Source organism: Mycobacterium sp. pV006, from assembly GCF_041287115.1.
Classification (GTDB): domain Bacteria; phylum Actinomycetota; class Actinomycetes; order Mycobacteriales; family Mycobacteriaceae; genus Mycobacterium.
This window is the reverse complement of sequence record NZ_JBGGKT010000008.1, coordinates 101,033-124,195: the sequence shown is the minus strand read 5'-3', so window position 1 is coordinate 124,195 and position 23,163 is coordinate 101,033. Positions and strand designations below refer to the sequence as shown.

19 protein-coding genes are annotated in these 23,163 nt (G+C 68.2%); 13 read left to right on the top strand and 6 right to left on the bottom strand.

The window, feature by feature from the left end; translation table 11 throughout:
* Positions 1-20 precede the first annotated feature (20 nt).
* The 8 genes from nuoH to ACAG25_RS14250 are packed head-to-tail and all read left to right on the top strand — an operon-like array spanning position 21 to position 8,552.
* Entirely contained in the window at positions 21-1,190 is a 1,170-nt protein-coding gene (nuoH, locus tag ACAG25_RS14285) for an NADH-quinone oxidoreductase subunit NuoH (RefSeq protein WP_370489238.1), read from the top strand.
* Positions 1,183-1,707, top strand: a complete 525-nt coding sequence (gene nuoI / locus ACAG25_RS14280; protein ID WP_370489119.1) for an NADH-quinone oxidoreductase subunit NuoI — start codon at positions 1,183-1,185, stop codon at positions 1,705-1,707. The genes nuoH and nuoI overlap by 8 nt, the downstream gene beginning before the upstream one ends.
* A 21-nt stretch (positions 1,708-1,728) precedes the next feature.
* On the top strand, positions 1,729-2,448 hold the full coding sequence (locus ACAG25_RS14275) for an NADH-quinone oxidoreductase subunit J (RefSeq protein ID WP_370489118.1): 720 nt from the start codon (positions 1,729-1,731) through the stop codon (positions 2,446-2,448).
* Positions 2,435-2,734: an NADH-quinone oxidoreductase subunit NuoK gene (gene nuoK / locus ACAG25_RS14270; RefSeq protein ID WP_370489117.1), complete on the top strand. Its 300-nt coding sequence runs from the start codon at positions 2,435-2,437 to the stop codon at positions 2,732-2,734. Before ACAG25_RS14275 ends, nuoK begins: the two co-directional genes overlap by 14 nt.
* Positions 2,735-2,740: 6 nt before the next feature.
* Complete coding sequence (nuoL, locus tag ACAG25_RS14265) at positions 2,741-4,621, top strand: NADH-quinone oxidoreductase subunit L (RefSeq protein ID WP_370489116.1); 1,881 nt, start codon at positions 2,741-2,743, stop codon at positions 4,619-4,621.
* On the top strand, positions 4,615-6,180 hold the full coding sequence (locus ACAG25_RS14260) for an NADH-quinone oxidoreductase subunit M (protein ID WP_370489115.1): 1,566 nt from the start codon (positions 4,615-4,617) through the stop codon (positions 6,178-6,180). The genes nuoL and ACAG25_RS14260 overlap by 7 nt, the downstream gene beginning before the upstream one ends.
* Entirely contained in the window at positions 6,177-7,751 is a 1,575-nt protein-coding gene (nuoN, locus tag ACAG25_RS14255) for an NADH-quinone oxidoreductase subunit NuoN (protein WP_370489114.1), read from the top strand. Before ACAG25_RS14260 ends, nuoN begins: the two co-directional genes overlap by 4 nt.
* 21 nt (positions 7,752-7,772) lie before the next feature.
* Positions 7,773-8,552, top strand: a complete 780-nt coding sequence (locus ACAG25_RS14250) for an enoyl-CoA hydratase (protein WP_370489113.1) — start codon at positions 7,773-7,775, stop codon at positions 8,550-8,552.
* Positions 8,553-8,555: 3 nt separating this feature from the next.
* Here the strand turns inward: ACAG25_RS14250 and ACAG25_RS14245 are convergent, their stop codons facing one another.
* Positions 8,556-9,161, bottom strand: coding sequence for a TetR family transcriptional regulator (locus ACAG25_RS14245; protein WP_370489112.1), 606 nt, complete (start codon positions 9,159-9,161; stop codon positions 8,556-8,558).
* Positions 9,162-9,205: 44 nt separating this feature from the next.
* Between ACAG25_RS14245 and ACAG25_RS14240 the strand changes: the two genes are divergently transcribed.
* A complete protein-coding gene (locus tag ACAG25_RS14240; RefSeq protein ID WP_370489111.1) occupies positions 9,206-10,342 on the top strand; it encodes a phosphotransferase family protein in 1,137 nt (378 codons plus the stop codon).
* Complete coding sequence (locus ACAG25_RS14235; protein WP_370489110.1) at positions 10,342-11,481, top strand: hypothetical protein; 1,140 nt, start codon at positions 10,342-10,344, stop codon at positions 11,479-11,481. The genes ACAG25_RS14240 and ACAG25_RS14235 overlap by 1 nt, the downstream gene beginning before the upstream one ends.
* Positions 11,482-11,560: 79 nt before the next feature.
* On the opposite strand, the gene ACAG25_RS14230 is transcribed toward ACAG25_RS14235, so the two are convergent.
* Both ACAG25_RS14230 and ACAG25_RS14225 read right to left on the bottom strand, forming a co-directional pair.
* The gene (locus tag ACAG25_RS14230) at positions 11,561-13,057 is read right to left on the bottom strand and encodes a flavin-containing monooxygenase (protein WP_370489109.1); all 1,497 of its coding nucleotides are present in this window, start codon (positions 13,055-13,057) and stop codon (positions 11,561-11,563) included.
* A gap of 40 nt (positions 13,058-13,097) precedes the next feature.
* Positions 13,098-14,075, bottom strand: coding sequence for a TIGR03617 family F420-dependent LLM class oxidoreductase (locus ACAG25_RS14225; RefSeq protein ID WP_370489237.1), 978 nt, complete (start codon positions 14,073-14,075; stop codon positions 13,098-13,100).
* Between the two features lie 92 nt (positions 14,076-14,167).
* Between ACAG25_RS14225 and ACAG25_RS14220 the strand changes: the two genes are divergently transcribed.
* Complete coding sequence (locus ACAG25_RS14220; RefSeq protein WP_370489108.1) at positions 14,168-15,511, top strand: flavin monoamine oxidase family protein; 1,344 nt, start codon at positions 14,168-14,170, stop codon at positions 15,509-15,511.
* Here the strand turns inward: ACAG25_RS14220 and ACAG25_RS14215 are convergent.
* Entirely contained in the window at positions 15,487-16,455 is a 969-nt protein-coding gene (locus ACAG25_RS14215; RefSeq protein ID WP_370489107.1) for an alpha/beta fold hydrolase, read from the bottom strand. The two genes, ACAG25_RS14220 and ACAG25_RS14215, sit on opposite strands and share 25 nt — an antisense overlap.
* Before the next feature lie 114 nt (positions 16,456-16,569).
* On the opposite strand from ACAG25_RS14215, the gene ACAG25_RS14210 reads away from it, so the two are divergent.
* Together ACAG25_RS14210 and ACAG25_RS14205 are read left to right on the top strand one after the other, a co-directional pair.
* Complete coding sequence (locus ACAG25_RS14210; RefSeq protein WP_370489106.1) at positions 16,570-17,547, top strand: NADPH:quinone oxidoreductase family protein; 978 nt, start codon at positions 16,570-16,572, stop codon at positions 17,545-17,547.
* 66 nt (positions 17,548-17,613) lie between these two features.
* On the top strand, positions 17,614-20,379 hold the full coding sequence (locus ACAG25_RS14205; protein ID WP_370489105.1) for an AAA family ATPase: 2,766 nt from the start codon (positions 17,614-17,616) through the stop codon (positions 20,377-20,379).
* On the opposite strand, the gene ACAG25_RS14200 is transcribed toward ACAG25_RS14205, so the two are convergent.
* Positions 20,372-21,154, bottom strand: a complete 783-nt coding sequence (locus ACAG25_RS14200; RefSeq protein ID WP_370489104.1) for a glucose 1-dehydrogenase — start codon at positions 21,152-21,154, stop codon at positions 20,372-20,374. The two genes, ACAG25_RS14205 and ACAG25_RS14200, sit on opposite strands and share 8 nt — an antisense overlap.
* Positions 21,151-23,136: a flavin-containing monooxygenase gene (locus ACAG25_RS14195; protein WP_370489103.1), complete on the bottom strand. Its 1,986-nt coding sequence runs from the start codon at positions 23,134-23,136 to the stop codon at positions 21,151-21,153. The genes ACAG25_RS14200 and ACAG25_RS14195 overlap by 4 nt, the downstream gene beginning before the upstream one ends.
* Positions 23,137-23,163: the final 27 nt, after the last annotated feature.

Below are 23,163 nucleotides of genomic sequence, written 5' to 3'. Positions count from 1 at the left end.
GTCACGACCCGCTGTGGCTGATGGCCCTCAAGGCCGTGGGCATCTTCGGGTTCCTGGTGGTGACGGTGCTGGCGGCCATCCTCATCGAGCGCAAGATCCTCGGCCGCATGCAGATGCGGATGGGACCCAACCGGGTCGGGCCGGGTGGCCTGCTGCAGTCGCTGGCCGACGGCGTCAAACTCGCGCTCAAGGAGGGGTTGGTGCCCGCCGGTGTGGACCGGTGGATCTACCTGGCCGCACCGGTCATCGCGGTGATCCCGGCGTTCATGGCTTTCGCGGTCATCCCGCTCGGTGGTGAGGTCTCGGTGTTCGGGCACCGGACCGCGCTGCAGCTGACCGATCTGCCGGTCGCGGTGCTCTACATCCTGGCGGTGACGTCGATCGGGGTGTACGGGATCGTGCTCGCTGGTTGGTCTTCGGGCTCGGTGTACCCCCTGCTGGGCGGTCTGCGCTCGACGGCGCAGGTGCTGTCCTACGAGATCGCGATGGGCTTGTCGTTCGTCGCCGTGTTCATCTTCTCGGCGACCATGTCGACGTCGGGAATCGTTGCCGCTCAGCGGGACACCTGGTTCATCCTGGTATTGCTGCCGTCGTTCCTGGTCTACCTGGTCTCCATGGTCGGCGAGACCAACCGCGCACCGTTCGATCTGCCCGAGGCCGAGGGCGAACTGGTCGGCGGCTTCCACACCGAGTACTCCTCGCTGAAGTTCGCGATGTTCATGCTCGCCGAATACGTCAACATGACCACGGTTTCGGCGCTGGCCACCACGATGTTCCTGGGTGGGTGGCAGGCGCCGTGGCCGCTGAGCATGATCGACGGGGCCAACAGCGGCTGGTGGCCGCTGCTGTGGTTCACCGCCAAGGTCTGGCTGTTCCTGTTCTTCTTCATGTGGCTGCGCGCCACGCTGCCCCGCCTGCGCTACGACCAGTTCATGGCCCTGGGGTGGAAGCTGCTGATCCCCGTCTCGCTGGTCTGGCTCATGGTCGCCGCCACGATCCGCGTGCTCGTCGACGACGACGGCCGCTGGGCGGTCGGTCTCGCCGGGCTGGCCACCGTCGTGCTCGTCGCCGTCGGACTGCGGGTGCGGGGACGGCGACGCTCCGCCGCCGCGGCTGCGCCGGTCCCGGCCGTGCCGCGCAGCCCGTACCCGGTGCCACCCCTGCCCGCGAAGGAGCGTGCCGATGTCTGATTTCCGCGACGCGATCGCCGGTTTCGGCGTCACGTTCGGCTCGATGTTCAAGAAGCCGGTGACCGAGGAGTATCCGGAGAAACCCGGCCCGGTCGCGCGGCGCTACCACGGCCGCCACCAACTGAACCGGTATCCCGACGGTCTGGAGAAGTGCATCGGCTGCGAACTGTGCGCGTGGGCCTGCCCCGCCGACGCGATCTACGTCGAGGGCGCCGACAACACCGACGAGGAACGGTACTCCCCCGGGGAACGCTACGGCCGTGTGTACCAGATCAACTACCTGCGCTGCATCGGTTGCGGCCTGTGCATCGAGGCCTGCCCGACCCGGGCGCTGACGATGACGAACGACTACGAGATGGCCGACGACAACCGCGCCGATCTCATCTACGGCAAGGACAAACTGCTGGCGCCGCTGACCCCCGGGATGGTGGCTCCGCCACATCCGATGGCGCCGGGCAGCACCGACGAGGACTACTACCTGGGCAACATCACACCCGTCATCGAGGAAGCCCGGTGACATCGCACGGAAGGCGCCGACATGGGTGAGGCCATCTTGTTCTGGGTGCTGGCGGTGGTGTCCGTCGTCGGCGCGCTCGGCGTCGTCGCGGCACCCAAAGCGGTGTATTCGGCGATCTCGTTGGCCGGCACCATGATTGCGCTGGCAGTGCTCTACATCGCCCAGGACGCCCCGTTTCTCGGCGTGGTCCAGGTGGTGGTGTACACCGGCGCGGTGATGATGCTGTTCCTGTTCGTGCTGATGCTCATCGGCGTCGACTCCGCGGAGTCACTGGTGGAAACCATTCGCGGGCAGCGCATCGCGGCAGTGGTCGGCGGCGTCGGGTTCGGCGTCCTGCTGATCGCCGGCATCGGCAGCGTGTCCGTCGGCGGCGCCGTCGGATTGTCCGAGGCCAACGCGGGCGGCAACGTCGAAGGCCTGGCCGCGTTGATCTTCACCGAGTACCTCTGGGCGTTCGAACTGACCGGAGCGTTGCTGATCACCGCCACGCTCGGGGCGATGGTGTTGGCCCACCGGGAGCGTTTCGAGCGGCGAAAGACCCAGCGCGAACTCGCCGTCGAACGTTTCGCCCCGGGCGCTCACCCCACCACACTGCCCAACCCGGGGGTGTACGCCCGCCACAACGCCGTCGATATCCCGGCCCGGCTGCCCGACGGTTCGGCGGCGGAACTGTCGGTGAGCACCATCCTGCAGATCCGTGCGGTCCCCGACAGCGACGGGGAGCGTGATGAACCCCGATAACTACCTGTATCTGTCGGCCCTGCTGTTCACGATCGGCGCGGCCGGAGTTCTGTTGCGGCGCAGTGCCATCGTGATGTTCATGTGCGTCGAGTTGATGCTCAACGCGTGCAATCTGGCGTTCGTGGCGTTCTCCCGCATCCACGGCCATCTCGACGGGCAGGTGGTGGCGTTCTTCACGATGGTGGTGGCCGCGTGTGAGGTGGTGGTCGGGTTGGCCATCATCGTCGCCATCTTCCGGACCCGGCGTTCGGCCAACGTCGACGCGGCGAATCTGTTGAGGCACTGAGCCGCAATGACCCTTCCCGTGTGGTTGCCGATCGCACTGCCGCTGATCGGCGCGTTGATCCTGCTGCTCGGCGGACGCCGTACCGACCGGTGGGGCCACCTGCTGGGAACCGCGGCGGTGCTGGCGGCGTTCGGGTGCGCGGCGGTGTTGTTCGTCGACATGCTGGGACGCCCGGTGGCCGAGCGCAGCGTCGGGCAGACCTTGTTCACCTGGATCCCGGTCGGCGAGTTGCGCATCGATTTCGGCTTACAACTCGACCAGCTGTCCATGTGCTTCCTGCTGCTGATCACCGGTGTGGGCTCGCTGATCCACATCTACTCGATCGGGTACATGAGCCACGATGCGAACCGCAGGAAGTTCTTCGCGTACCTGAACCTGTTCGTCGCGGCCATGTTGATCCTGGTGCTCGCCGACAACTACCTGGGCCTGTATCTGGGCTGGGAGGGCGTGGGTCTGGCGTCGTATCTGCTGATCGGTTTCTGGGCGCACAAACCGTCGGCGGCCACGGCCGCCAAGAAGGCGTTCGTAGTCAACCGGGTCGGCGACGTCGGGCTGGCCGTCGCGTTGATGGCCATGTTCGCCGCGGTCGGCGCGGTGTCGTTCACCGAGGTGTTCGCCGCCGCACCGCAGATCGGTGAGAACATGCTCACGCTGATCGGGCTGATGTTGCTGCTGGCGGCCTGCGGCAAGTCGGCGCAGGTGCCGCTGCAGTCCTGGCTCGGCGACGCGATGGAGGGCCCGACCCCGGTGTCGGCGCTGATCCACGCCGCCACCATGGTCACCGCCGGCGTCTACCTGATCGTGCGCTCGGGACCGGTGTTCGACCTCGCCCCGCACGCCCAGACCGCGGTGGTGGTGGTCGGCGCGGTGACTCTGCTGTTCGGCGCCGTGATCGGGTGCGCCAAGGACGACATCAAGAAAGCCTTGGCCGCCTCGACGATGAGCCAGATCGGGTACATGGTGCTCCCCGCCGGTCTGGGCCCGATCGGGTATGCGGTCGCGATCATGCACCTGCTCACCCATGGGTTCTTCAAAGCCGGTCTGTTCCTCGGTGCGGGTTCGGTGATGCACGCGATGGACGACGAGGTGAACATGCGCCGCTACGGCGGGCTGCGGCGCGCACTGCCGATCACCTTCGTGACATTCGGCCTCGGGTATCTGGCCATCATCGGGATCCCGCCGCTGGCGGGCTTCTTCTCCAAGGACAGCATCATCGAAGCCGCCCTGGGCGCCGGTGGTGTCAAGGGCGTCGTGCTGGGCACGGTGACCATTCTGGGAGCCGGCATCACGGCGTTCTACATGACCCGGGTGATGCTGATGACGTTCTTCGGCGAAAAGCGTTGGGCGGATTCGTCCCATCCGCATGAGGCGCCCGCGGTGATGACGGTGCCGATGATCCTGCTGGCCATCGGCTCGGTGGGCTCGGGTGCCGCGCTGGCCGTCGGCGGCACCCTCGAACACTGGCTGGCGCCGGTGGTCGGCGCCGCCGAGGTGCACCACGTGCTGCCGGTGTGGGTGGTGACGGCGATCGTGCTGTCGGTGGTCGCGGTCGGTATCGCCGTCGCCTACCGGATGTACGGGACACGGCCCGTCCCCGTCGAAGCGCCGTCGGGTGCGCCGTTGACCGTGGCCGCACGCCGTGACCTGTACGGCGACACGTTCAACGAAACGGTGTTCATGGCTCCGGGCGCCACACTGACCCGAGGGCTGGTCGAGATCGACGACGACGCCGTCGACGGCGTCGGCACCGGTGTGGCGAACGCTGTCGCGCACCTGTCCCGGAAACTGCGGGGGCTGCAGACCGGCTTCGCGCGGTCCTACGCGTTGACGATGCTGGCCGGCGCGGCTCTGCTGACCGCGATGATCCTGGCGGTGAACCTGTGGTGAACGTCCCCTGGTTGACGGTGCTGTGGGCGGTACCGATGGTCGGTGCGCTGCTGGTGATGCTGTTGCCCCCGGGCGCCCGCACGCTGGCCAAGTGGGTGGCCCTGACGGTGTCTCTCGTGGTGCTGGCGCTGACCGCGGTGGTGGCCGTACGGTTCGACCCGGGCGGAGTGCAATTCCAGTTCGTCGAGAACTACCGCTGGATACCGTCATTCGGCACCGGATACATCCTCGGGGTGGACGGCATCGCGCTGGCACTGGTCGTGCTGACCGCGGTGCTCGTACCGCTGCTGATCGTGGCCGGCTGGAACGACGTGCGCGACCGGGTGAGTTGGGGCGGCCGGTCGGTGCACGTCTACTTCGCGCTCACGCTGGCCGTCGAGTCGATGGTGCTGATCTCGCTGTTCGCCCTGGACATCCTGCTGTTCTACGTGTTCTTCGAGGCCATGCTGATCCCGATGTATTTCCTGATCGGCGGATTCGGCGGCGCCCAGCGCAGCGCAGCGGCCGTGAAGTTCCTGCTGTACAACCTGTTCGGCGGACTGATCATGCTGGCGGCGGTCATCGGACTGTACGTGGCGACCGCCAACAGCCCCGCGTTCGAGTCGGGCACGTTCGACTTCCGGGCCATCGTCGCCGCGGTCACCGGCGGCGAGTTCGTGCTCAACCCGGTGGTGATGCATCTGCTCTTCGGTGGATTCATGATCGCGTTCGCGATCAAGGCGCCGCTGTGGCCCCTGCACCGGTGGCTGCCCGACGCCGCGGTGGAGGCGACCCCGGCCAGCGCGGTCCTGATGATGGCCATCATGGACAAGGTCGGCACCTTCGGCATGATCCGCTACTGCCTGCCGCTGTTCGGGGACTCCTCGGCGTACTTCCGCCCGTTGATCATCACGCTCGCGGTCATCGGCATCGTCTACGGCGCGGTGGTCGCGATCGGCCAGACCGACGTGATACGCCTGATCGCCTACACCTCGATCTCGCACTTCGGCTTCATCATCCTGGGCATCTTCGTGATGACCTCGCAGGGTCAGACCGGCTCGACGCTGTACATGATCAACCACGGCATCTCCACGGCAGCGCTGTTCCTGATCGCCGGATTCCTGGTCTCCCAGCGTGGTTCGCGGCTGATCGGCGCCTACGGCGGTGTGCAGAAGGTCGCCCCGGTGCTGGCGGGCACCTTCCTGGTGGCGGGACTCGCGACGCTGTCGTTGCCGGGTCTGGCACCGTTCATCAGCGAATTCCTGGTGCTGATCGGCACGTTCACCCGGTACCCGGTGCTCGCGGTGTTCGCCGCGACCGCGCTGGTGCTGTCGGCGATCTACATCCTGTGGACCTATCAACGGATGATGACCGGGCCTGTGACCGACGGCAATTCCGAATTGCGTGATCTGCGACCGCGCGAACTGGCCGTGGTGGCACCGTTGATCGCACTGCTGGTGGTGCTCGGGGTGTATCCCAAACCTGCGTTGGATGTCATCGATCCGGCGGTGGGTCACACCTTGACGTCGATCGACCAATCCGATCCGCCGCCCGCGATCGCGGAAGGACCGCTGCGATGACCCTCGCGACCCCTCATGTGGAGTACGGCCTGATCTCGCCGATGTTGATCGTGTTCGGCGCGGCGGTGCTCGGTGTGCTCGTCGAGGCGTTCGTCCCGCGGCGGCTGCGCTATGCCACCCAACTCACACTCGCGCTGGTCTCGTTGGTGGCCGCGCTGGCAGCCGTGATCCTGGTCGCCCGAGCCACATCCGGCTCCGGTGGCTCCTACGCGATGATGGGCGCGCTGGCGGTGGACCCCCCGGCGTTGTTCCTGCAAGCCACCATCCTGGTCGTGGGTGTGCTCGGCGTCCTGCTGATCAGCCAGCGTCAGATCGCGACGACCGGCGGGACATCGAGGGAATCAACGGGTCTCGACGGCTTCACCCCGCAGGCGTCCACGGTGGCGGGCAGTGTCGCCGAGCAGGTGGCCACGCGTGCGGGCGTGATGCAGACCGAGGTGTTCCCGCTGACGTTGTTCGCCACCGGCGGCATGTTGATCTTCCCGGCGTCCAACGACCTGCTGTCGATGTTCATCGCCCTGGAAGTGCTGTCGCTGCCGCTGTACCTGCTGTGCGGGCTGGCCCGGCGGCGCCGCCTGCTCTCCCAGGAGGCGGCGCTGAAGTACTTTCTGCTGGGCGCGTTCTCGTCGGCGTTCTTCCTCTACGGTGTGGCCCTGCTCTACGGCTACGCCGGCACCCTGAGGCTGCCGGACATCGCCGACGCCGTCGCCGCGGGACAGGGCAGGACGTCGCTGGCCCTGGTGGGTATCGCGCTGGTGCTGGTCGGTGTCCTGTTCAAAGTCGGTGCGGTTCCGTTCCATTCGTGGATTCCGGACGTCTACCAGGGGGCTCCGACCTCGATCACCGCGTTCATGGCGGCCGCGACCAAGATCGCGGCGTTCGGCGCGCTGCTGCGCTTGTTCTACGTCGCGTTCCCGGCGCTGCAGGATGCGTGGCGACCGGTGCTGTGGGCCGTCGCGATCCTGACCATGGTGATCGGCACCGTCGCCGCGATCACACAGACCGACGTGAAGCGGATGCTGGGCTATTCGGCGGTGGCGCACAGCGGTTTCATCCTGACCGGTGTCGTCGCAGCCAACGAGGCGGGGCTGTCCTCGACGCTGTTCTATCTGTTCGCCTACGGCTTCTCGACGGTCGGCGCGTTCGCGATCGTCAGCCTGGTGCGCGACGAATCCGGCGAGGAGGATACGACGCTGACCCGCTGGGCCGGACTGGGCCGCCGCCACCCCGTCACCGGCATCGTCTTCTCCCTGTTCCTGCTGGCGTTCGCCGGTATCCCGTTGACCAGCGGGTTCGTCAGTAAGTTCGCGGTGTTCAAGGCCGCCGGAGAGGGCGGCGCGATCCCTTTGGTGGTGATCGGTGTGCTCGCCAGCGCCGCGGCCGCGTATTTCTACGTCCGGGTCATCGTGCTCATGTTCTTCACCGAACGACCCGACGACGCCCCGCAGGTGGTGGTACCGGGCATCGCGACCAGCTCCGTCGTCGCGATCACCGCCGCGGTCACCTTCGTGCTGGGTGCGCTACCGCAGCCGCTGCTGGATCTGGCGAACTCGGCGGACCGCTTCCTGTGAGCCCTGTGGTACCAACATCGCATGTCCTCTGAACCATTGGTGCTCACCGCAGACCTCGACGCGGTGCGGGTGCTCACGCTCAACCGTCCCTCGGCGCGCAACGCACTCGGACGCGAACTCATCCGCGCGCTCTACGAGGCGCTGATCACCGCCGACGACGACCCCTCGGTCCATGCCGTCGTGCTGACCGGCAGCGATCCGGCGTTCTGCGCGGGCGTCGACCTCAAGGAGGCGGCCCGTGACGGCATGGAGTACTTCGCCGAATTCCGTTCGCACGACTGCATCGCCGCGGTGGCCCGGATGCGTACCCCGGTGGTGGGTGCGGTCAACGGCCCGACGTTCACCGGTGGCATGGAAATTGCTCTGGGCTGTGATTTCCTGATCGCCTCCGAGCGGGCGGTGTTCGCCGACACCCATGCGCGGGTGGGGATCCTGCCCGCCGGCGGCATGACGGCCCGACTGCCGCAGGTGGTGGGAGCCGCGATGGCACGGCGGTTGTCGATGACCGGCGAGGTGGTCGACGCGGCCCGCGCCGAGCGCATCGGGTTGGTCACCGAGGTGGTGCCCCACGAGCACCTGCTGCCCCGGGCGATCGACCTCGCCGCACAGATCGCCGAGGTGCCGCGGGACACCATGCGCGACCTGAAACGGATCTACACCACCGGCGCGTCTGCGGTCGTCGATCCGGCGCTGGAGGCCGAACAACAGATCGCGTCGCGCCAGGACCGCGACCTCGGAACGCTGGGCACCCGGTTCGACGCGGTGAGCGAACGCAACAGGAGTCAGATCTCTCGAGACTAGGTGTCAGCGCACCGCGATGCCGTGCATGAGGATCTCGGAGACGTCGTCCACCCAGGCCTTTTCGGTCAGATCGTCCGGCGACTGCAGCACCGCGAGCAGCGTGGCGCCGCCGATGAAGTCCACGAGTCGTTCCGGGGCGACACCGGTACGCACCTGCCCGCGTTCGATCGCGTCGTTCAGTCGCTCCTGTAGAGCGACGATCACCCCGCCGAAGCGAGCAGCGACCCGGCCGGCCAGGTCGGCGTCGGCGGTCATGTCCGCGATCAGCCCCGGCAGCGCGGCGCGCACCACCGGGCTGATGAAGATCGACCGGGTCAACTCGAGCATGGCGCGCAGGTCAGCGCCGAAGTCTCCGGGCGGCGACTCGATGGCCGAGGGTGTCGCGGGGAACGCGGCCTCGTGAACCAGTTCGGCCTTGCTGGACCACCGGCGGTACAGCGCGGTCTTGGTGGTCCCAGCACGCTCGGCGACAGCGGCCATGGTCAGGTTGTTGTAGCCGATTTCGACAAGGAGTTCCGCGGTCGCCTGCAGTATGGCAGCGTCGATGCGCGGGTCCCGCGGTCGTCCGGCGCCGGGACTCTTGTCAGCCACAGGCTCATCTGATTTCATATCGCTACCGATCGTATCGTAATTGGTGGCGGGAAGGGTTCGTCGTGAGCAGTGAACCAACAGTCGAGGACGTGGCCCGCCTGCAGCGGTCCAGCCGCGACATGTCGGACGTGCCGGCAAAGTTGTCGCAGTGGTTGTCCACGGAGTTGCCCGACGCCACACCGGAAATCACGGTGGAAAGCGGTGTCGACAGCAATGGCATGTCCTCCGAGACGATTCTGCTGTCCGGACGCTGGCGGGAAGCCGGCGAGACCGTCGAGCAGAGGTGGGTCGCACGGGTGGCGCCGGCCCAGGCCGACGTTCCGGTATTCGAACACTACCGCCTCGATCACCAGCACGAGGTCATGCGTCTGATCGCCGAGCTCACAGAGGTGCCGGTGCCCCGCGTGCGTTGGCTGGAACCGACCGGCGATGTCCTGGGCCGGCCCTTCTTCCTGATGGACCGGGTGGACGGCGTCGTCCCACCCGACGTGATGCCCTATACCTTCGGCGGCAACTGGCTCTACGACGCGACGCCCGAGCAGCAACGCCGACTCCAGAACAGCACCATCGAAGTGCTGGCCGGCCTGCACGGCATCCCCGAGGCGACGCAGAGGTTCGGGTTCCTACAGGACGACGACCCGCCGGGCCCGACCGCACTGCACCGCCACTTCGCGTGGCTGAAGCGCTGGTATGAGTTCAGTGTGTCCGACATCGGGCGTTCCGCGCTGGTGGAGCGCGCGCTGGCGTGGCTGGACGCGCACTTCCCCGAGGACGTCGCCGCCACCGAACCTGTGCTCTGCTGGGGCGACGCGCGGATCGGCAACGTGATCTATCAGGATTTCGCTCCCGCGGCGGTCCTGGACTGGGAGATGGCCACCCTCGGACCACGCCACCTTGACCTCGCGTGGATGTGCTTCGCGCACATGGTGTTCCAGGAGCTGACCAGGCTCGCCGGGCTGGAGGGCATGCCCGGTTTCCTGCGGGAAGCCGATGTGCTGGCCACCTATCGCGACCTCACCGGCGTCGAGGTGGCCGGACTGGACTGGTTCTACGTCTACTCGGGCGTGATCTGGTGTTGCGTGTTCATGCGTACGGGGGCACGCCGGGTCCGATTCGGCGAGATCGAGAAGCCCGACGACGTGGAATCGCTGTTCTACCACGCCTCGTTGTTGCGTCGACTGCTCGGAGAGGAGAGCTGATGCTCGGACCGATGGACGAATACCCGATACACCAGGTGCCGCAACCGATCGCGTGGCCCGGGTCCTCGGATCGGAACTTCTACGACCGCTCCTACTTCAACGCCCACGACCGCAGCGGCGACATCTTCGTCGTCACCGGCATCGGCTACTACCCCAACCTCGGGGTCAAGGATGCGTTCCTGCTGGTGGCCCGCCGCGACGGCAAGTTCGGCGGAACCGGGCACACCCAGACCGCGGTGCACCTGTCCGGCGCCATCGACTCCGACCGTCTCAACCAGCACGTCGGGAACTACCGGGTGGAGGTCGTCGAACCCCTGCGCAAGCTGCGCATCGTGTGCGAGGAAACCGAAGGCATCGCAGCCGATCTCACGTGGGAGGGGTTGTTCGACGCGGTGCAGGAGCAACCGCATGTGATGCGTCGCGGCAACCGGGTCACCCTCGATGCGCAACGCTTCGCCCAGGCCGGGAGGTGGACCGGGATGCTGCACATCGACGGCGAGGAGATCCCCGTCGACCCGGACCGCTGGATCGGCACCCGGGACCGCTCGTGGGGTATCCGGCCGGTCGGTGAGGCAGAGCCCGCCGGGCGCCCCGACGACCCGCCGTTCGAGGGCATGTGGTGGCTGTACGTACCGATGGCGTTCGACGACTTCGGTCTGGTGATCATCATGCAGGAGGACCCGTCGGGGTTCCGCACGCTCAACGACTGCACCCGCATCTGGAAGGACGGCCGGATCGAGCAACTCGGCTGGCCGCGCGTCACCGTGCGTTACCGGTCGGGCACCCGCATCCCGACGGGCGCGACCATCGAGGCCACCGCATTCGACGGCAGCCCCGTGCATTTCGAGGTCGAGTCCAAGCTGGCCACGCCGATCCACGTCGGCGGCGGATACGGCGGGGACCCCGACTGGCTGCACGGCATGTGGAAGGGCGACGACTTCACCGAGCGGGTCACCTACGACATGACCGACCCGGCCATCGTGGGCCGGGCCGGGTTCGGCGTGATCGACCACGTCGGCCGCGCAGTCTGCCGGGAAGCCGACGGGGTGGAGCGCGAGGGCTGGGGCCTGTTCGAGCACGGCGCGCTGGGCCGCCACGATCCGTCGGGCTTCGCCGACTGGCTCACCGTCGCGCCCTAGCCCCCGCGAAATTGCATTCCACGCGCGTCAAACCGCGAATTTACGCGCGTGGAATGCAATTTCGGCGAGCGGAGCGAGCTCAGGCGGTGCGCGCCTCGCGGACCTTCGCGCGGCCGAACACCATCTCGTCGCCGATCCGGTCGAACCGGTGGTCGAGCGCATCGAGCAGGTAGTTGTGCCGCACATTCCACGGCCGGTGTGTACCGGACTTGGGCAGGGCGTGCGGTGTGCGCTTGACGTAGCCCGCGTTGATGTCCCACGCCGGCTTCTCGGCCATCACGACGTCGCCCAGATGCGGGTAGGCGTGGGTGTAGCCGTGTGATTCCATGTGCGCCAGCAGATTTGCCACCGCACGCCCGGTCAGGTCGGCACGCAACGTCCAGGACGCGTTGATGTATCCCACGCACCACGCCAGGTTCGGCACGTCCTCGAGCAGGTGCTCCTTGTAGACGAACCGGTCCTGCGGCTTGATCTCCTCACCGTCGATGCTCAACTGCACACCGCCGAGCGCCAGCAGCTGCAGACCGGTGGCGGTGACCAGCACGTCGGCGTCGATGCGCCGGCCGGACTTGAGCACCACCCCGTTGCTGTCGACGTGGTCGACCTGATCGGTCACCACCTCGGCGCGACCTTCTCCGATGGCTTGGTAGAAGTCGCCGGACAGGATCAGGCACAGACGTTGATCCCAGGGGTCGTAGCTGGGGTTGAAGTGCACGTCGACCGGATAGCCCTTGGGCAGATACAGTTTCGCCACCGCGCGGATGATGCGCCGACTCAACTTGGGTGCCGTGCGGGCCACCGCGTACACCGTGACGATGAACAGCAGGTTGTACAGCCAGGCCAGCCGGTAGCCGAGTTTGCGCGGCGGGATCTTGCGCAGGAACTGCACCACCGGGTTCACGCGCTGACCCGACAGCAGATAGGTCGGCGACCGCTGCAGCATCGTCACATGCCCGGCGTCGCGGGCCAGCGCGGGAATCATGCTCACGGCCGTGGCCCCGCTGCCGATGACCAGGACGTTCTTCCCGGTGTAGTCGAGATCGTCGGGCCAGTGCTGCGGATGGATGACCGGCCCGTCGAACCGATCCAGCCCGGGCAGGTCCGGCTGGTACGGGTTGTCGTAGTCGTAGTAGCCGGTCGCGAAGAACAGGAAGCGCCCGCGCATGGTGCTCGTCTGCCCGTCGCGTTCGACCGTGACCACCCAGGTGTCGGTGCCCGAATCCCAGTCCGCGGACAGCACCCGGGTGTCGAACTGGATGTGCCGGTAGATGTCGTGCTTGCGCGCGGTGGTTTCCAGGTAGTCCCGGATGTCGGGTCCGTCGGCGACGTTCTCCGGGCGGGCCCACGGCTCCCAGGGGTAGGACAGCGTCAGGATGTCGCTGTCCGATCGGATCCCGGGGTATGTGTGCAGGTCCCAGGTGCCGCCGATGCGGGAACGCCGCTCCAGGATCTTGTAGCTCAGCTGCGGATTGCGCTCGGCGATCCGGTAAGCGGCCCCGATTCCGGAGATTCCGGCTCCGATGATGAGCACGTCGGCGTCCGGGCGTTCGTTGAATTCATGATGATGCTGGCGCACCCGCAACCTCCTTTGGTCCGCGTACGTACCACGATATGTGTCAGCGCCCCACCGCGTCGACGATCTCGCTCAATGAGTTCAGCGGGATGGGTCCTGGCTGGTAGAGGCACACGGTGTCGGCAACCCCGGCGACCCGGTCGCGGATGTGTGCGGCGATGTCGGCCGGGGAGCCGCACGCAGCGATGGTGTGCAGCGCCTCGTCGGTGATCAGCTGACCCATCTCCTGCCAGCGGCCTTGCTTGGACAGGGCGTTGAGCTCAGGTTGGAGTTCACCCCATCCGTGCACGTCGAGCACCGGGCGGTAGGCCGGGGTGGACCCGTAGAAGGCCAGCAGTCGGCGCGCCGCGGTGTGGGTCGGGTCCTGCTCGGCGACCGACACGATGATCTCGGGCACGACCGCCAGATCCTCCCGGCTGCGCCCGGACGCCGCGAGGCCCGCCGCGACCTGCGGCATGGTCACCTCGTGCAGGAAGCGTTTGGAGCCGAACGGCATGACCAGCAGTCCGTCGGCCACTTCGGCGGTCATGCGGGTCAACCGTGGCCCCAGCGCCCCGACGTAGATCGGCGGCGGGGTGAACTCCGCGCGCGGCACGAACATGGGGGTCATCAGCGTGTGGGTGTAGAACTCGCCGCGAAAGTCCAGCCGCTCCCCCGTCGTCCACGCGGCGAAGATCGCCTTCAGGGCCCTGACCAGTTCGGCCATCCGTGCCACCGGCCGGTCGAACTCGGCGCCGAAGCGCTTCTCGATCTGGGTGCGGATCTGGGTGCCCAGCCCCAGCGTGAACCGGCCGCCGGAGAGCAGCTGATGGTCGACGGCCTGATGTGCCAGATGAATCGGGTTGCGCGGGAACGCGATTGCCACGTTGGTCATCAGGTCCAGACCGCCGACCGTGGCGGCCAGGGTCAGCGGCGCGAACACGTCGTGCGGGCCCTCGAAGGTGAACACGCCCGCGGCGCCGGCCTCGCGCAGCGCCTGCGCCCGTTCGATCGCGTCCGTGGGGCCGAACAACGCCGTCATCACCTGCACAACGGGTCACACTAGTGCGGTCTCGGGTTGGAAAACGTCGCTACGCGTCCCGCGAGCACGCAGAATCCGCGAGGATGGGCGTCATGGGCGGCGTGGTTGTCGTGGGGGCGGGGTTCGCGGGGCTGACGGCAGCGCGGGAGTTGACCCGGCTGGGGCATGACGTGGTGGTCCTCGAGGGGCGCGACCGGGTGGGTGGCCGCTCGTACACCGTGGAGTTGGCGGGCGTGCCGGTCGACCTGGGGGCCACCTTCGTCGGCCCGACCCAGGACGCGGTCCTGGAGCTGGCCGACGAGCTCGGCTGTGAGCGGGTGCCGACGTACGGGCAGGGCCGCAACCTGATCCGGTGGCGCGGCCGGGTCCGGCGGTACCGCAGCACCGTGCCGCGGCTGTCGGTCTTGGAGCTACTCGACGTGTCCCGCATCCAGTGGCGCTTCGAACGTATCTGCCGCAAGGTCTCGGTCAGCCGGCCGTGGACATCACCGGGCGCCGCACAGCTCGACGACATCTCGCTGGACCGCTGGCTGAAATCGGTGTACGCGGGCGCATCGGCGCGTGACCTGATGGCGATCATGTCGCGGGTGACCTGGGGCGCCGAGCCCGAGGAGGTCTCGCTGCTGCACGCCGTGCGCTACGTCAAGGCCGCCGGTGGGCTGGGCCGCATGCTCGACGTGGAGGGAGGCGCCCAACAGGACCGCTTCCCCGCCGGCACGCAGCAGATCGCGCTGCGGATGGCCGAGCAACTGGGCGACCGGGTACGGCTGGGCGCACCGGTGCGGCGGATCACCACCGGCACCGATCACAGCGTGACGGTGGCGACCGACACCGAGACCTTCCCCGCCGATGCCGTGGTGGTTGCCGTCCCGCCTGCGCACCGCGCGCACATCGAGTTCGATCCGCCGCTGCCCGCCGGCTACGACGAGTTGGTCCGCAACTGGCCCCAGGGCCGACTGAGCAAGGCCTATGCCGCCTACGACACCCCGTTCTGGCGCCGCGACGGATTCTCCGGCGAGGCGCTGTCGGACGAGGGGCCGGTGTTCATCACCTTCGACGTCAGCCCGGGCGACGACGGCCCGGGTGTGTTGCTGGGGTTCACCGATGCCCGGACTTTCGACCCGCTGCCGAGCGACCGTCGCCGCGAGGTCGCCTTGGCGGGCTTCGCCGAACTCTACGGCGAGGCCGCTCTCCGCCCGATCGACTACCTCGACCACTGTTGGGGCACCGAGGATTTCGCTCCCGGCGGGCCGACGGCTGCGGTGCCGCCGGGCGCCTGGACGCAGCACGGACCCTGGTTGTGCGCCCCGGTCAACGGCATCCACTGGGCCGGCACCGAGACCGCCGAGGTGTGGACCGGTTTCCTCGACGGCGCCGTGCGCTCGGGCCGGCGAGCGGCCGCCGACGTCGATCAGGAACTGGCGCGGCGCGGCTGAGCCACCGATTCGACGAGCGAGCGCAGGTGGGCGTTGACCTCCGCGGGACGTTCCAGAATCGCGCAGTGTCCGCCCGGCAGCTCGACGAACTTCGCGAGATTCGGGGCCGTGGTGGCGATCCGGCGTGCCGACACCATGGGCGTGATCCGGTCACCGTGGCTGCCGATCACCAGCGTCGGCACGGTCAGGTGGGTCAGGTCCACATGCTCGGGTCCGAGGTCGTTGACCAGCGCGGTGGCCCATCCCCCGCGCCCGGCCGGCGGGGTCGCGCTGAACAGGTCGAAGACGAACTGCCCGATGGCGGGGTCGGCGCCGCGACCGACGGCCATCATCAAGACCAGCCGACGTCCGGACGGGTGGACCACCCGCCCCAGCGGCGCGCCGCCGAACGTACGGATGACGCTCGCTGCGCTGCGCACCCGCGCAGGCGCCAGACCGGGCGGGACGGGCAGGAACTTCACGTTCTGCAACAGGTCGCCGGTGGTGGTGTTGATCAGGGCCACCGCGTCGGCGCGCCGCGACACACTGTCGGGGAACCGGGCCGACCACGTCGTGATCGCGATACCGCCCATGGAATGGCCGGCGATCACCGCACGCTCGTCGGGTGCCAACGTGGCCTCGAGCACCGCGTCGAGGTCGGCCGCGAGGTGGTCGATGGTGTACCCGCCGCGGCGCGGCGGCACCCCGCTGCGTCCGTGGCCGCGGTGGTCGTAGGCGATGACGCGGTAGTGCTGCGACAGGTCGGTGATCTGGTGCGCCCAGACCCGCAGCGCGCAGGTGATGCCGTGGGCCAGCACGATCGGGTAGCCGTCGGCGGGGCCGAACACCTCGGTGTGCAGCCGTACCCCGTCGCGGGACCGCACCTCCATGATCCGTCCGTCGGGTAGCGACGACGCGGGCTCGAACGTGCGTCGTCGGGGTCGGATGCTGGTCCGCTCTGCCATGGTCACTCCTGCTGTTCGGCACCGTTGCCGGGTATCCGACTGTACCGCCGAGGACCGGGGAGGAGGCCCCGACGGCGTCGGGTTGAATGAGGCGACGACATCCAGGAGGTTTTGATGCGCGCGATCCAGATCGCCAGTCTCGACGGCCCGCAGGCCGCGCAGCTCGTCGAGGTCGACGAACCGTCCGCCAACGACGGTATGGTCCTCGTCGACGTCCACGCCGCGGGCGTGGCGTTCCCCGATGCTCTGCAGTCGCGCGGGCTCTACCAGTACAAGCCCGAGATGCCGTACACGCCGGGCGCGGAGGTCGCCGGTGTGGTGCGCAGCGCCCCCGAGGGATCGGGCTTGGCCCCCGGTGACCGGGTGGTCGGGTTGACGATGCTGTGCGGCGCGATGGCCGAAGTGGTTGCGCTGCAACCGGAACGGGTGTTCGCGCTGCCCGACACGGTGTCGTTCGAAGCCGGCGCCGGGCTGCTGTTCAACGACCTGACGATGCATTTCGCGCTGCGGACCCGCGGTCGGCTCAGCGAGGGGGAATCCTTGCTGGTGCACGGGGCTGCCGGCGGAATCGGGACGTCGACGCTGCGGTTGGCGCCGGCCCTGGGCGCGGGCCGCGTGATCGCGGTGGTCAGCAGCGACGCCAAGGCCGAGGTGGCGCGCGCGGCGGGCGCGACCGACGTGGTCGCCGCTGACGGATTCAAGGACGCCGTAAAGGAACTCACCGCGGGTCGCGGCGTCGATATCGTCGTGGATCCGGTGGGAGGCGACCGGGTCACCGACTCGCTGCGCTGCCTGGCGCCGGGCGGGCGGCTGCTGGTGGTCGGGTTCACCGCCGGGGACATCCCGAGCATCAAGGTCAACCGTCTGCTGCTCAACAACGTCGATGCCGTCGGCGTGGGGTGGGGCGCGTGGACCATGACCCATCCGGGTTACCTGCGCCGACAGTGGGACGAGCTCGCACCGCTGCTGGCGAGCGGGCAGGTCGCCCCGCCCCGACCGGTGGTGTATCCGCTCGAGCGTGCGGCCGAGGCGATCGCTTCGCTGGAGGAGCGGAGCGCGCTGGGGAAGGTGGTCGTCGCGGTGCGACGGTGAGACGCCCGTCGCAGTGCGGTAACAGACAACGCGGTTCGCCTGCACCCGTCGCGGCACGCTGCGATGATGAGTGCCGTGTCTCCTGCCGGCAACCGCGCAGACGCCGATGCGTCGCTTGCTGCGTTCCTCGATTCGGTCGCGACGCAGCCCAGCGGGTTGATCATCGAGGGGCCGTCGGGCATCGGGAAGTCCACGCTGTGGACGAGCCTGCTCGAACAGGCCCGGGCGCGGGGCTATCGGACGTTGACCGCACGGGTGGGGCATGCCGAGTCGGTGATGGCGTTCTCGGCGTTGGCCGATCTGGTCGCCGACGTGGACAGCGATCACCTTGCCGCGCTGCCCGGTCTGCAGCGGCTGGCGCTGGACCGCGTGCTGCTGCGCGCCGGCGCGGACGGCCCGCCGACCGATCACCGGGTGGTCGCGGCGGCGTTCCTGACATTGGTCCAACGCTGCAGCACAGACGCTCCGGTGCTCCTGGCCGTGGACGACGCCCAATGGCTGGACTCCTCCAGTCGCGGCGTCGTCGAGTTCTCGGCGCGACGCCTGCGCGGCCCGTCGGGCATCTTGGTCACCGAACGCGCCACCCCCGGAAACGGCAGCGTCTGGCAGTGGCTGCAGCTGGGCCGTCCCGACGGTGTGGACCGATACGCGGTCCAGCCGATGACCCCGCGCGCACTGCACGCGATGATCTCGGCACGGTTGGGCCGTAGCCTGCCCCGGCCTGCCATCCTGAGGATCGCCGAGATATCGGGCGGCAACCCGTTTTTCGCTCTCGAGCTGGCCCGTACGATGGGTGACCGTACGACGCTGCCGGACCAACCGCTGCCCGAGACACTGGCCGAAATGGTCCGCAGCCGCCTCGAAGCCCTCGACGACGACGTACGGACGCTGTTGCTGGTTGCCTCGTGCGCCCCGGCTGCGACCGTCGAGTTGCTCGCGCGCGCTGCCGAGAAGACGCCGCAGCGGGTCGCCGAACTGCTGGAGCAGGCAGAGGCGCACGATGTCATCAGCCTGGACGGCAACCGGATCCGGTTCACCCACCCGCTTCTCGGCGGGGTGATCTACCGTGACGCGGCGGCACGCGCGCGGCGCGCCACCCACCAGGTGCTGGCCGCCCTGGAACCCCATCCCGAACTGCGGGCTCGGCACCTGGCACTGGCATCGACCCAGGGCGACGACGAGATTTTCACCGCGCTGGATCAGGCCGGGGACTCCGCCCGCGCCCGCGGCGCACCGGCTGCGGCTGCCGAACTGCTCGATCTGGCGATCAATCTCGGCGGTGACACCGTCGTCCGCAGGTTGAGATCCGCCGAGAACCACTTCCTCGCCGGTGACACCGCGCGGGCCCGGGAGGTGTTGGGAGCAGTCGAGGACTACCAGCCGCCGATCCTGCGGGCGCTGGGCTCGGTGCTGCTGGCCACGGTGAACATGTACGACAACAGGCACCGCGAGGCGGTGCAGGTGCTGCGCGGCGCGCTCGACGACGCTGCCGGCAACCACCCGGTACTCATTCAGGTGCTGCTGCGACTGTCGTTCGCGCTCAACAGCATCGGCGAATCCGACGAGGCGCGCCGACACATCCGCGACGGAGTCAAACTCGCCGAGGAACTGGGGGTGCCGGGGATCACGAGCGCCGCGTTGTCGTGGTCGGTGCAGCTGAACTTCCAGTGCGGCCACGGATTGGACGAGGCGGCGCTGGACCGTGCGCTCGCACTCTACGACAGCGCCATGGACCTGCCCATCATCTTCCGCGCGCCGCTGGTCAATGCGCTGGCCCTCTCCGGTACCGGCCGGCTGGACGAGGCGCACCGCCAGCTCGTTGCGCTGCGCAAGGTCGCCCAGGAGCGGGGCGCCGAGAGCGACATGATGACCATCGCCGGATTCCTTGCCATCAACCACATCTGGCGCGGCGAGGTCGCGCACGCCGAGGCGGAGGCCGCCGAAGCGGTTGAGCGTGCCGAACAATTGGGTGGCGACGAGGTGCTGATCCTGCCGATGACGGTGCGCGCCGCGGTGGCGGCCTTCGCCGGACGGGTGGAGCAGGCCCGTGCGGATGCGCGCTGGGTCCTGGCGGCCGCGAGCCGGCGGGGTACGACCCTGGGCGACTGGCCGGGGATGACCCTGTGTTTTCTGGAGGAGTCGCTCGGCGATCATCGTGCGGCCCTCGACGCGCTGGACCCGTCGTTCCTCGACCCCCCGGACCTCGCGGTCACCGAATTGATGCTGTCGTGGCACCTGCCCGATGTCATCGAGGCGATGGTCGGTGTCGGCCGGATCGAGGACGCCGAACTCCTGACCGCAGCACTGGAAGCCAATGGTGAACGCCACGGACGGACGTGGATGACGGCGGTCGGTGCCCGCTGCCGGGCGTTGGTGTTGGCCGCCCGCGGCGAGGTCGGCGCCGCCGAGCAGTCGCTGCGGCGGGCGCTGGCCGAGCACGAGTCGCTACCGATGCCGTTCGAAAGGGCCCGCACCCAACTGGTACTGGGCCAGGTGCAGCGCAGGTTACGCCGGAAGAGCGCTGCGGCAACGACGTTGACCGAAGCGCTGCGGACCTTCGAGCAGTTGGGTACCCCACTGTGGGCGCAGCGCGCGCAGGCCGAGCTGTCGCGCTCGGCGACGCCGATGTCCGACGCAGTGCTGTCCGAAACCGAGCAACGGGTGGCCGAGCTGGCCGCCGCGGGGTCCACCAACAAGGACATCGCCGCAGCGATGTTCATCACCACCAAGACCGTGGAGCACCATCTGACGAAGGTCTACCGCAAGCTGGGCATCAGCTCACGCGCCGAACTCGGCCGCACGATGGACCGCATGCGCGGCGAGCTCAGGTGATCCAGTCGGGTTGCCGGTCCACGTCGACGGCCGAGAAGTCCTTGTGGGCCAAATGCGCGAGAGTGCCACCGTCGACGACGAACTCCGACCCGGTCGAGTAGGCGGACTCGTCACCGGCCAGATACACCACCAGGTTGCTGACGTCCTCGGGCCGGCCGATGCGGCCCAGTGCGGTGTTGAAGATGTCCTCGGGCACCCAGTCGGCCATCGGGGTCTTGATCAGTCCCGGATGGATGGAGTTGACCCGAATCCCGAAGGGCCCCAACTCCAGTGCCGTCGATTTGGTCAGGCCGCGCACCGCCCACTTGGTGGCGGTGTATCCGTGGCAAGCAATGGTGCCGGCCATGCCCTCGATCGACGAGATGTTGATGATGGACCCGCCGCCGCCGGTCTTCATGACCGGTGTGACCGCGCGGATCCCGAGGAACACGCCGGTCAGGTTGATGTCGAGGATGCGGTGCCATTCACTGAGCTCGTAGTCCTCGACCGTGCCGATGCTGAGAATGCCGGCGTTGTTGACCAGGATGTCGAGACCGCCGAATTCGGTGACCGCGACGTCGACCGCCGCGGCCCAGTCCTCGGTGCGGGTGACGTCGAGGTGGACGTAGCGCGCGGACTCCCCGAGTTCGTCGACGATCCGCTGCCCTTCGGCGTCGAGGATGTCCCCGCACACGACCCGGGCACCGTGACCGGCGAGGGCCCGCGCATGCGAGGCACCCATTCCGCGGGCCGCCCCGCTGACCAGGGCCACCTTCCCCGACAACCGGCCTGTCATGAAACCCCCTGTGCGCCTTCGGTAGTCAGCTCGTAGTCAGCAGGGTCGGGATTGTGGGTCCACTTCCAATAGTCGACGATGCGCCACGCGAACAGCGTGGGCAGTTCGCCGGCGGAGTTCTTGTAATAGCTGCTGGTGACCGCCGGGTGGGCGTACACCATGGTCTGCAAGCGCTCCTGACTGCGCCGGTGGTAGTCGGCGCACACCTGGCCCCGCGGCATCGCGGCGTCGGCGCCGTGGGTGAGCAGCATGTCGATACACCCGAGGATGTAACGCATCTGGCACTCGGAGTTGTAGATGATGCTGGCGCCGTTGACCGCGTTGGTGCCGGGGCCGAACATGCAGTAGAAGTTTGGGAAACCGGCGACGGTGACGCCGAGGTACGCGAACGCCGAGTCCTTCCAGACGTCGTTGAGACCGGCCCCGTCGGCGCCGCGGATATCGATCGGGCCGAGCTGGTGGTTGACGTCGAATCCGGTGGCCCACACCAACACATCGGCGCTCCGGTGCACACCCCGGCCGTCGGTCACTCCGGAGGCCGTGATCTCGGCGACGCCGTCGGTGATCAGCTCGACGTCGTCGCGCTGCAGGGTTTTCAGCCAGGTGCCGTCGTCCTGCAGCGTGCGCTTGCCCATCGGGGGGTACTTCGGGGTGACCTTCGCGAGTAGCTCTTCGTCGTCGGTGAACCCCCGCATCCACGCCTCGAAGACATCGCGGATCATCTGGTTACCCGCGCTGACCGACAGGCCACCGTTGTCCCACGACGGGTCGATGGTGATCTGCTCGTCGAGCGCGTCGGCGATCGGCCACCACGACACGAACCGCAACCATCGGGCGTAGTACGGCAGATGCCGGGTGGCCCACCGGGCGCCCTCGCCCACCGCTTCGTGGTAGTGCACGTTGGGCGCCATCCACTGCGGCGTACGTTGATAGACGTCGACGTGGGCTGCGCGGCCGGCGATCGCCGGAACGAGCTGGAATCCACTGGCGCCCGCGCCGATCACGGCGACCCGCTTGCCGGTCAGATCGACGGTATCGTCCCAATCGGCGGTGTGGAACGCCGGACCGGCGAACGTGTCGGCACCCGGGATGTCGGGAATGACGGGATTACTGAACTGGCCGACGGCACAGATCAGCCCGCGCGCGGTGAGGGTTTCGGTGGCGCCGTCGGCCGAGCGGATCTGGATCCGCCACGTCGCAGTCCTGTTGTCCCAGTGCGCGGCCAGCACCTCGGTGGAGAAGCGAACGTGGGACGCGATGTCATGGCGGTCCATCACGTCGTTGAGGTAGCGCAGGATCTCCGGCTGGGTGGCGTAATGGTGCTCCCAGTGGTCGGTCGGCTCGAAGGAGTAGGTGTAGTACTGGCTGGCGATGTCGACGCGGCAGCCGGGATAGCGGTTGGCCAGCCAGGTTCCGCCGACGCTCGGTTGTTTCTCGATGATCTGGAACGGGATGCCGGCCGCCTTGAGTTTGATCCCGGCGAGCAGTCCTGCCTCACCGCAGCCGATGACGAGCACCGGGAAGTTGGCTCGTTGCTCGGAGGTCGATCTGAGCACCGGACCCGTGTGGTCGGTGTCGGTGAACCGGAGATCGGCGGCGATGTAGTCGACGAATTCGTCGGTGACCGCACCGGCGGTGACCACGTCGAGCATGGCGCGCAACTGCGTCTCGTCGGGCAGAAACGGTGGTGGACAACCGCGGTCACGGTAGTCCAGGGCGATCTCGAAAGCGCGGTCGCGCACCGCGGCCTTGTCGGGTTCGCTCATCGCGCCCTGCAGGTCCATCGCGATGAGCATGACCGGTCGGGGAAGTTCGTCGAGCAGGCTCATGTCTCCGGTCATGTGGACCATCGACATCAGCAGGGCCGGCACGCTGGCCTCGTCGACGGCGCGGCGCAGGGTGGCGTCGTCGGCGTCGGGGAAAGGCAGGCCCGTCAGGCGTGCGAGGTCGGACTCGTGCAGCGCGCCGCTGACCTGTGGCATGGGCCACACCATACAGAGCGGGGCGGA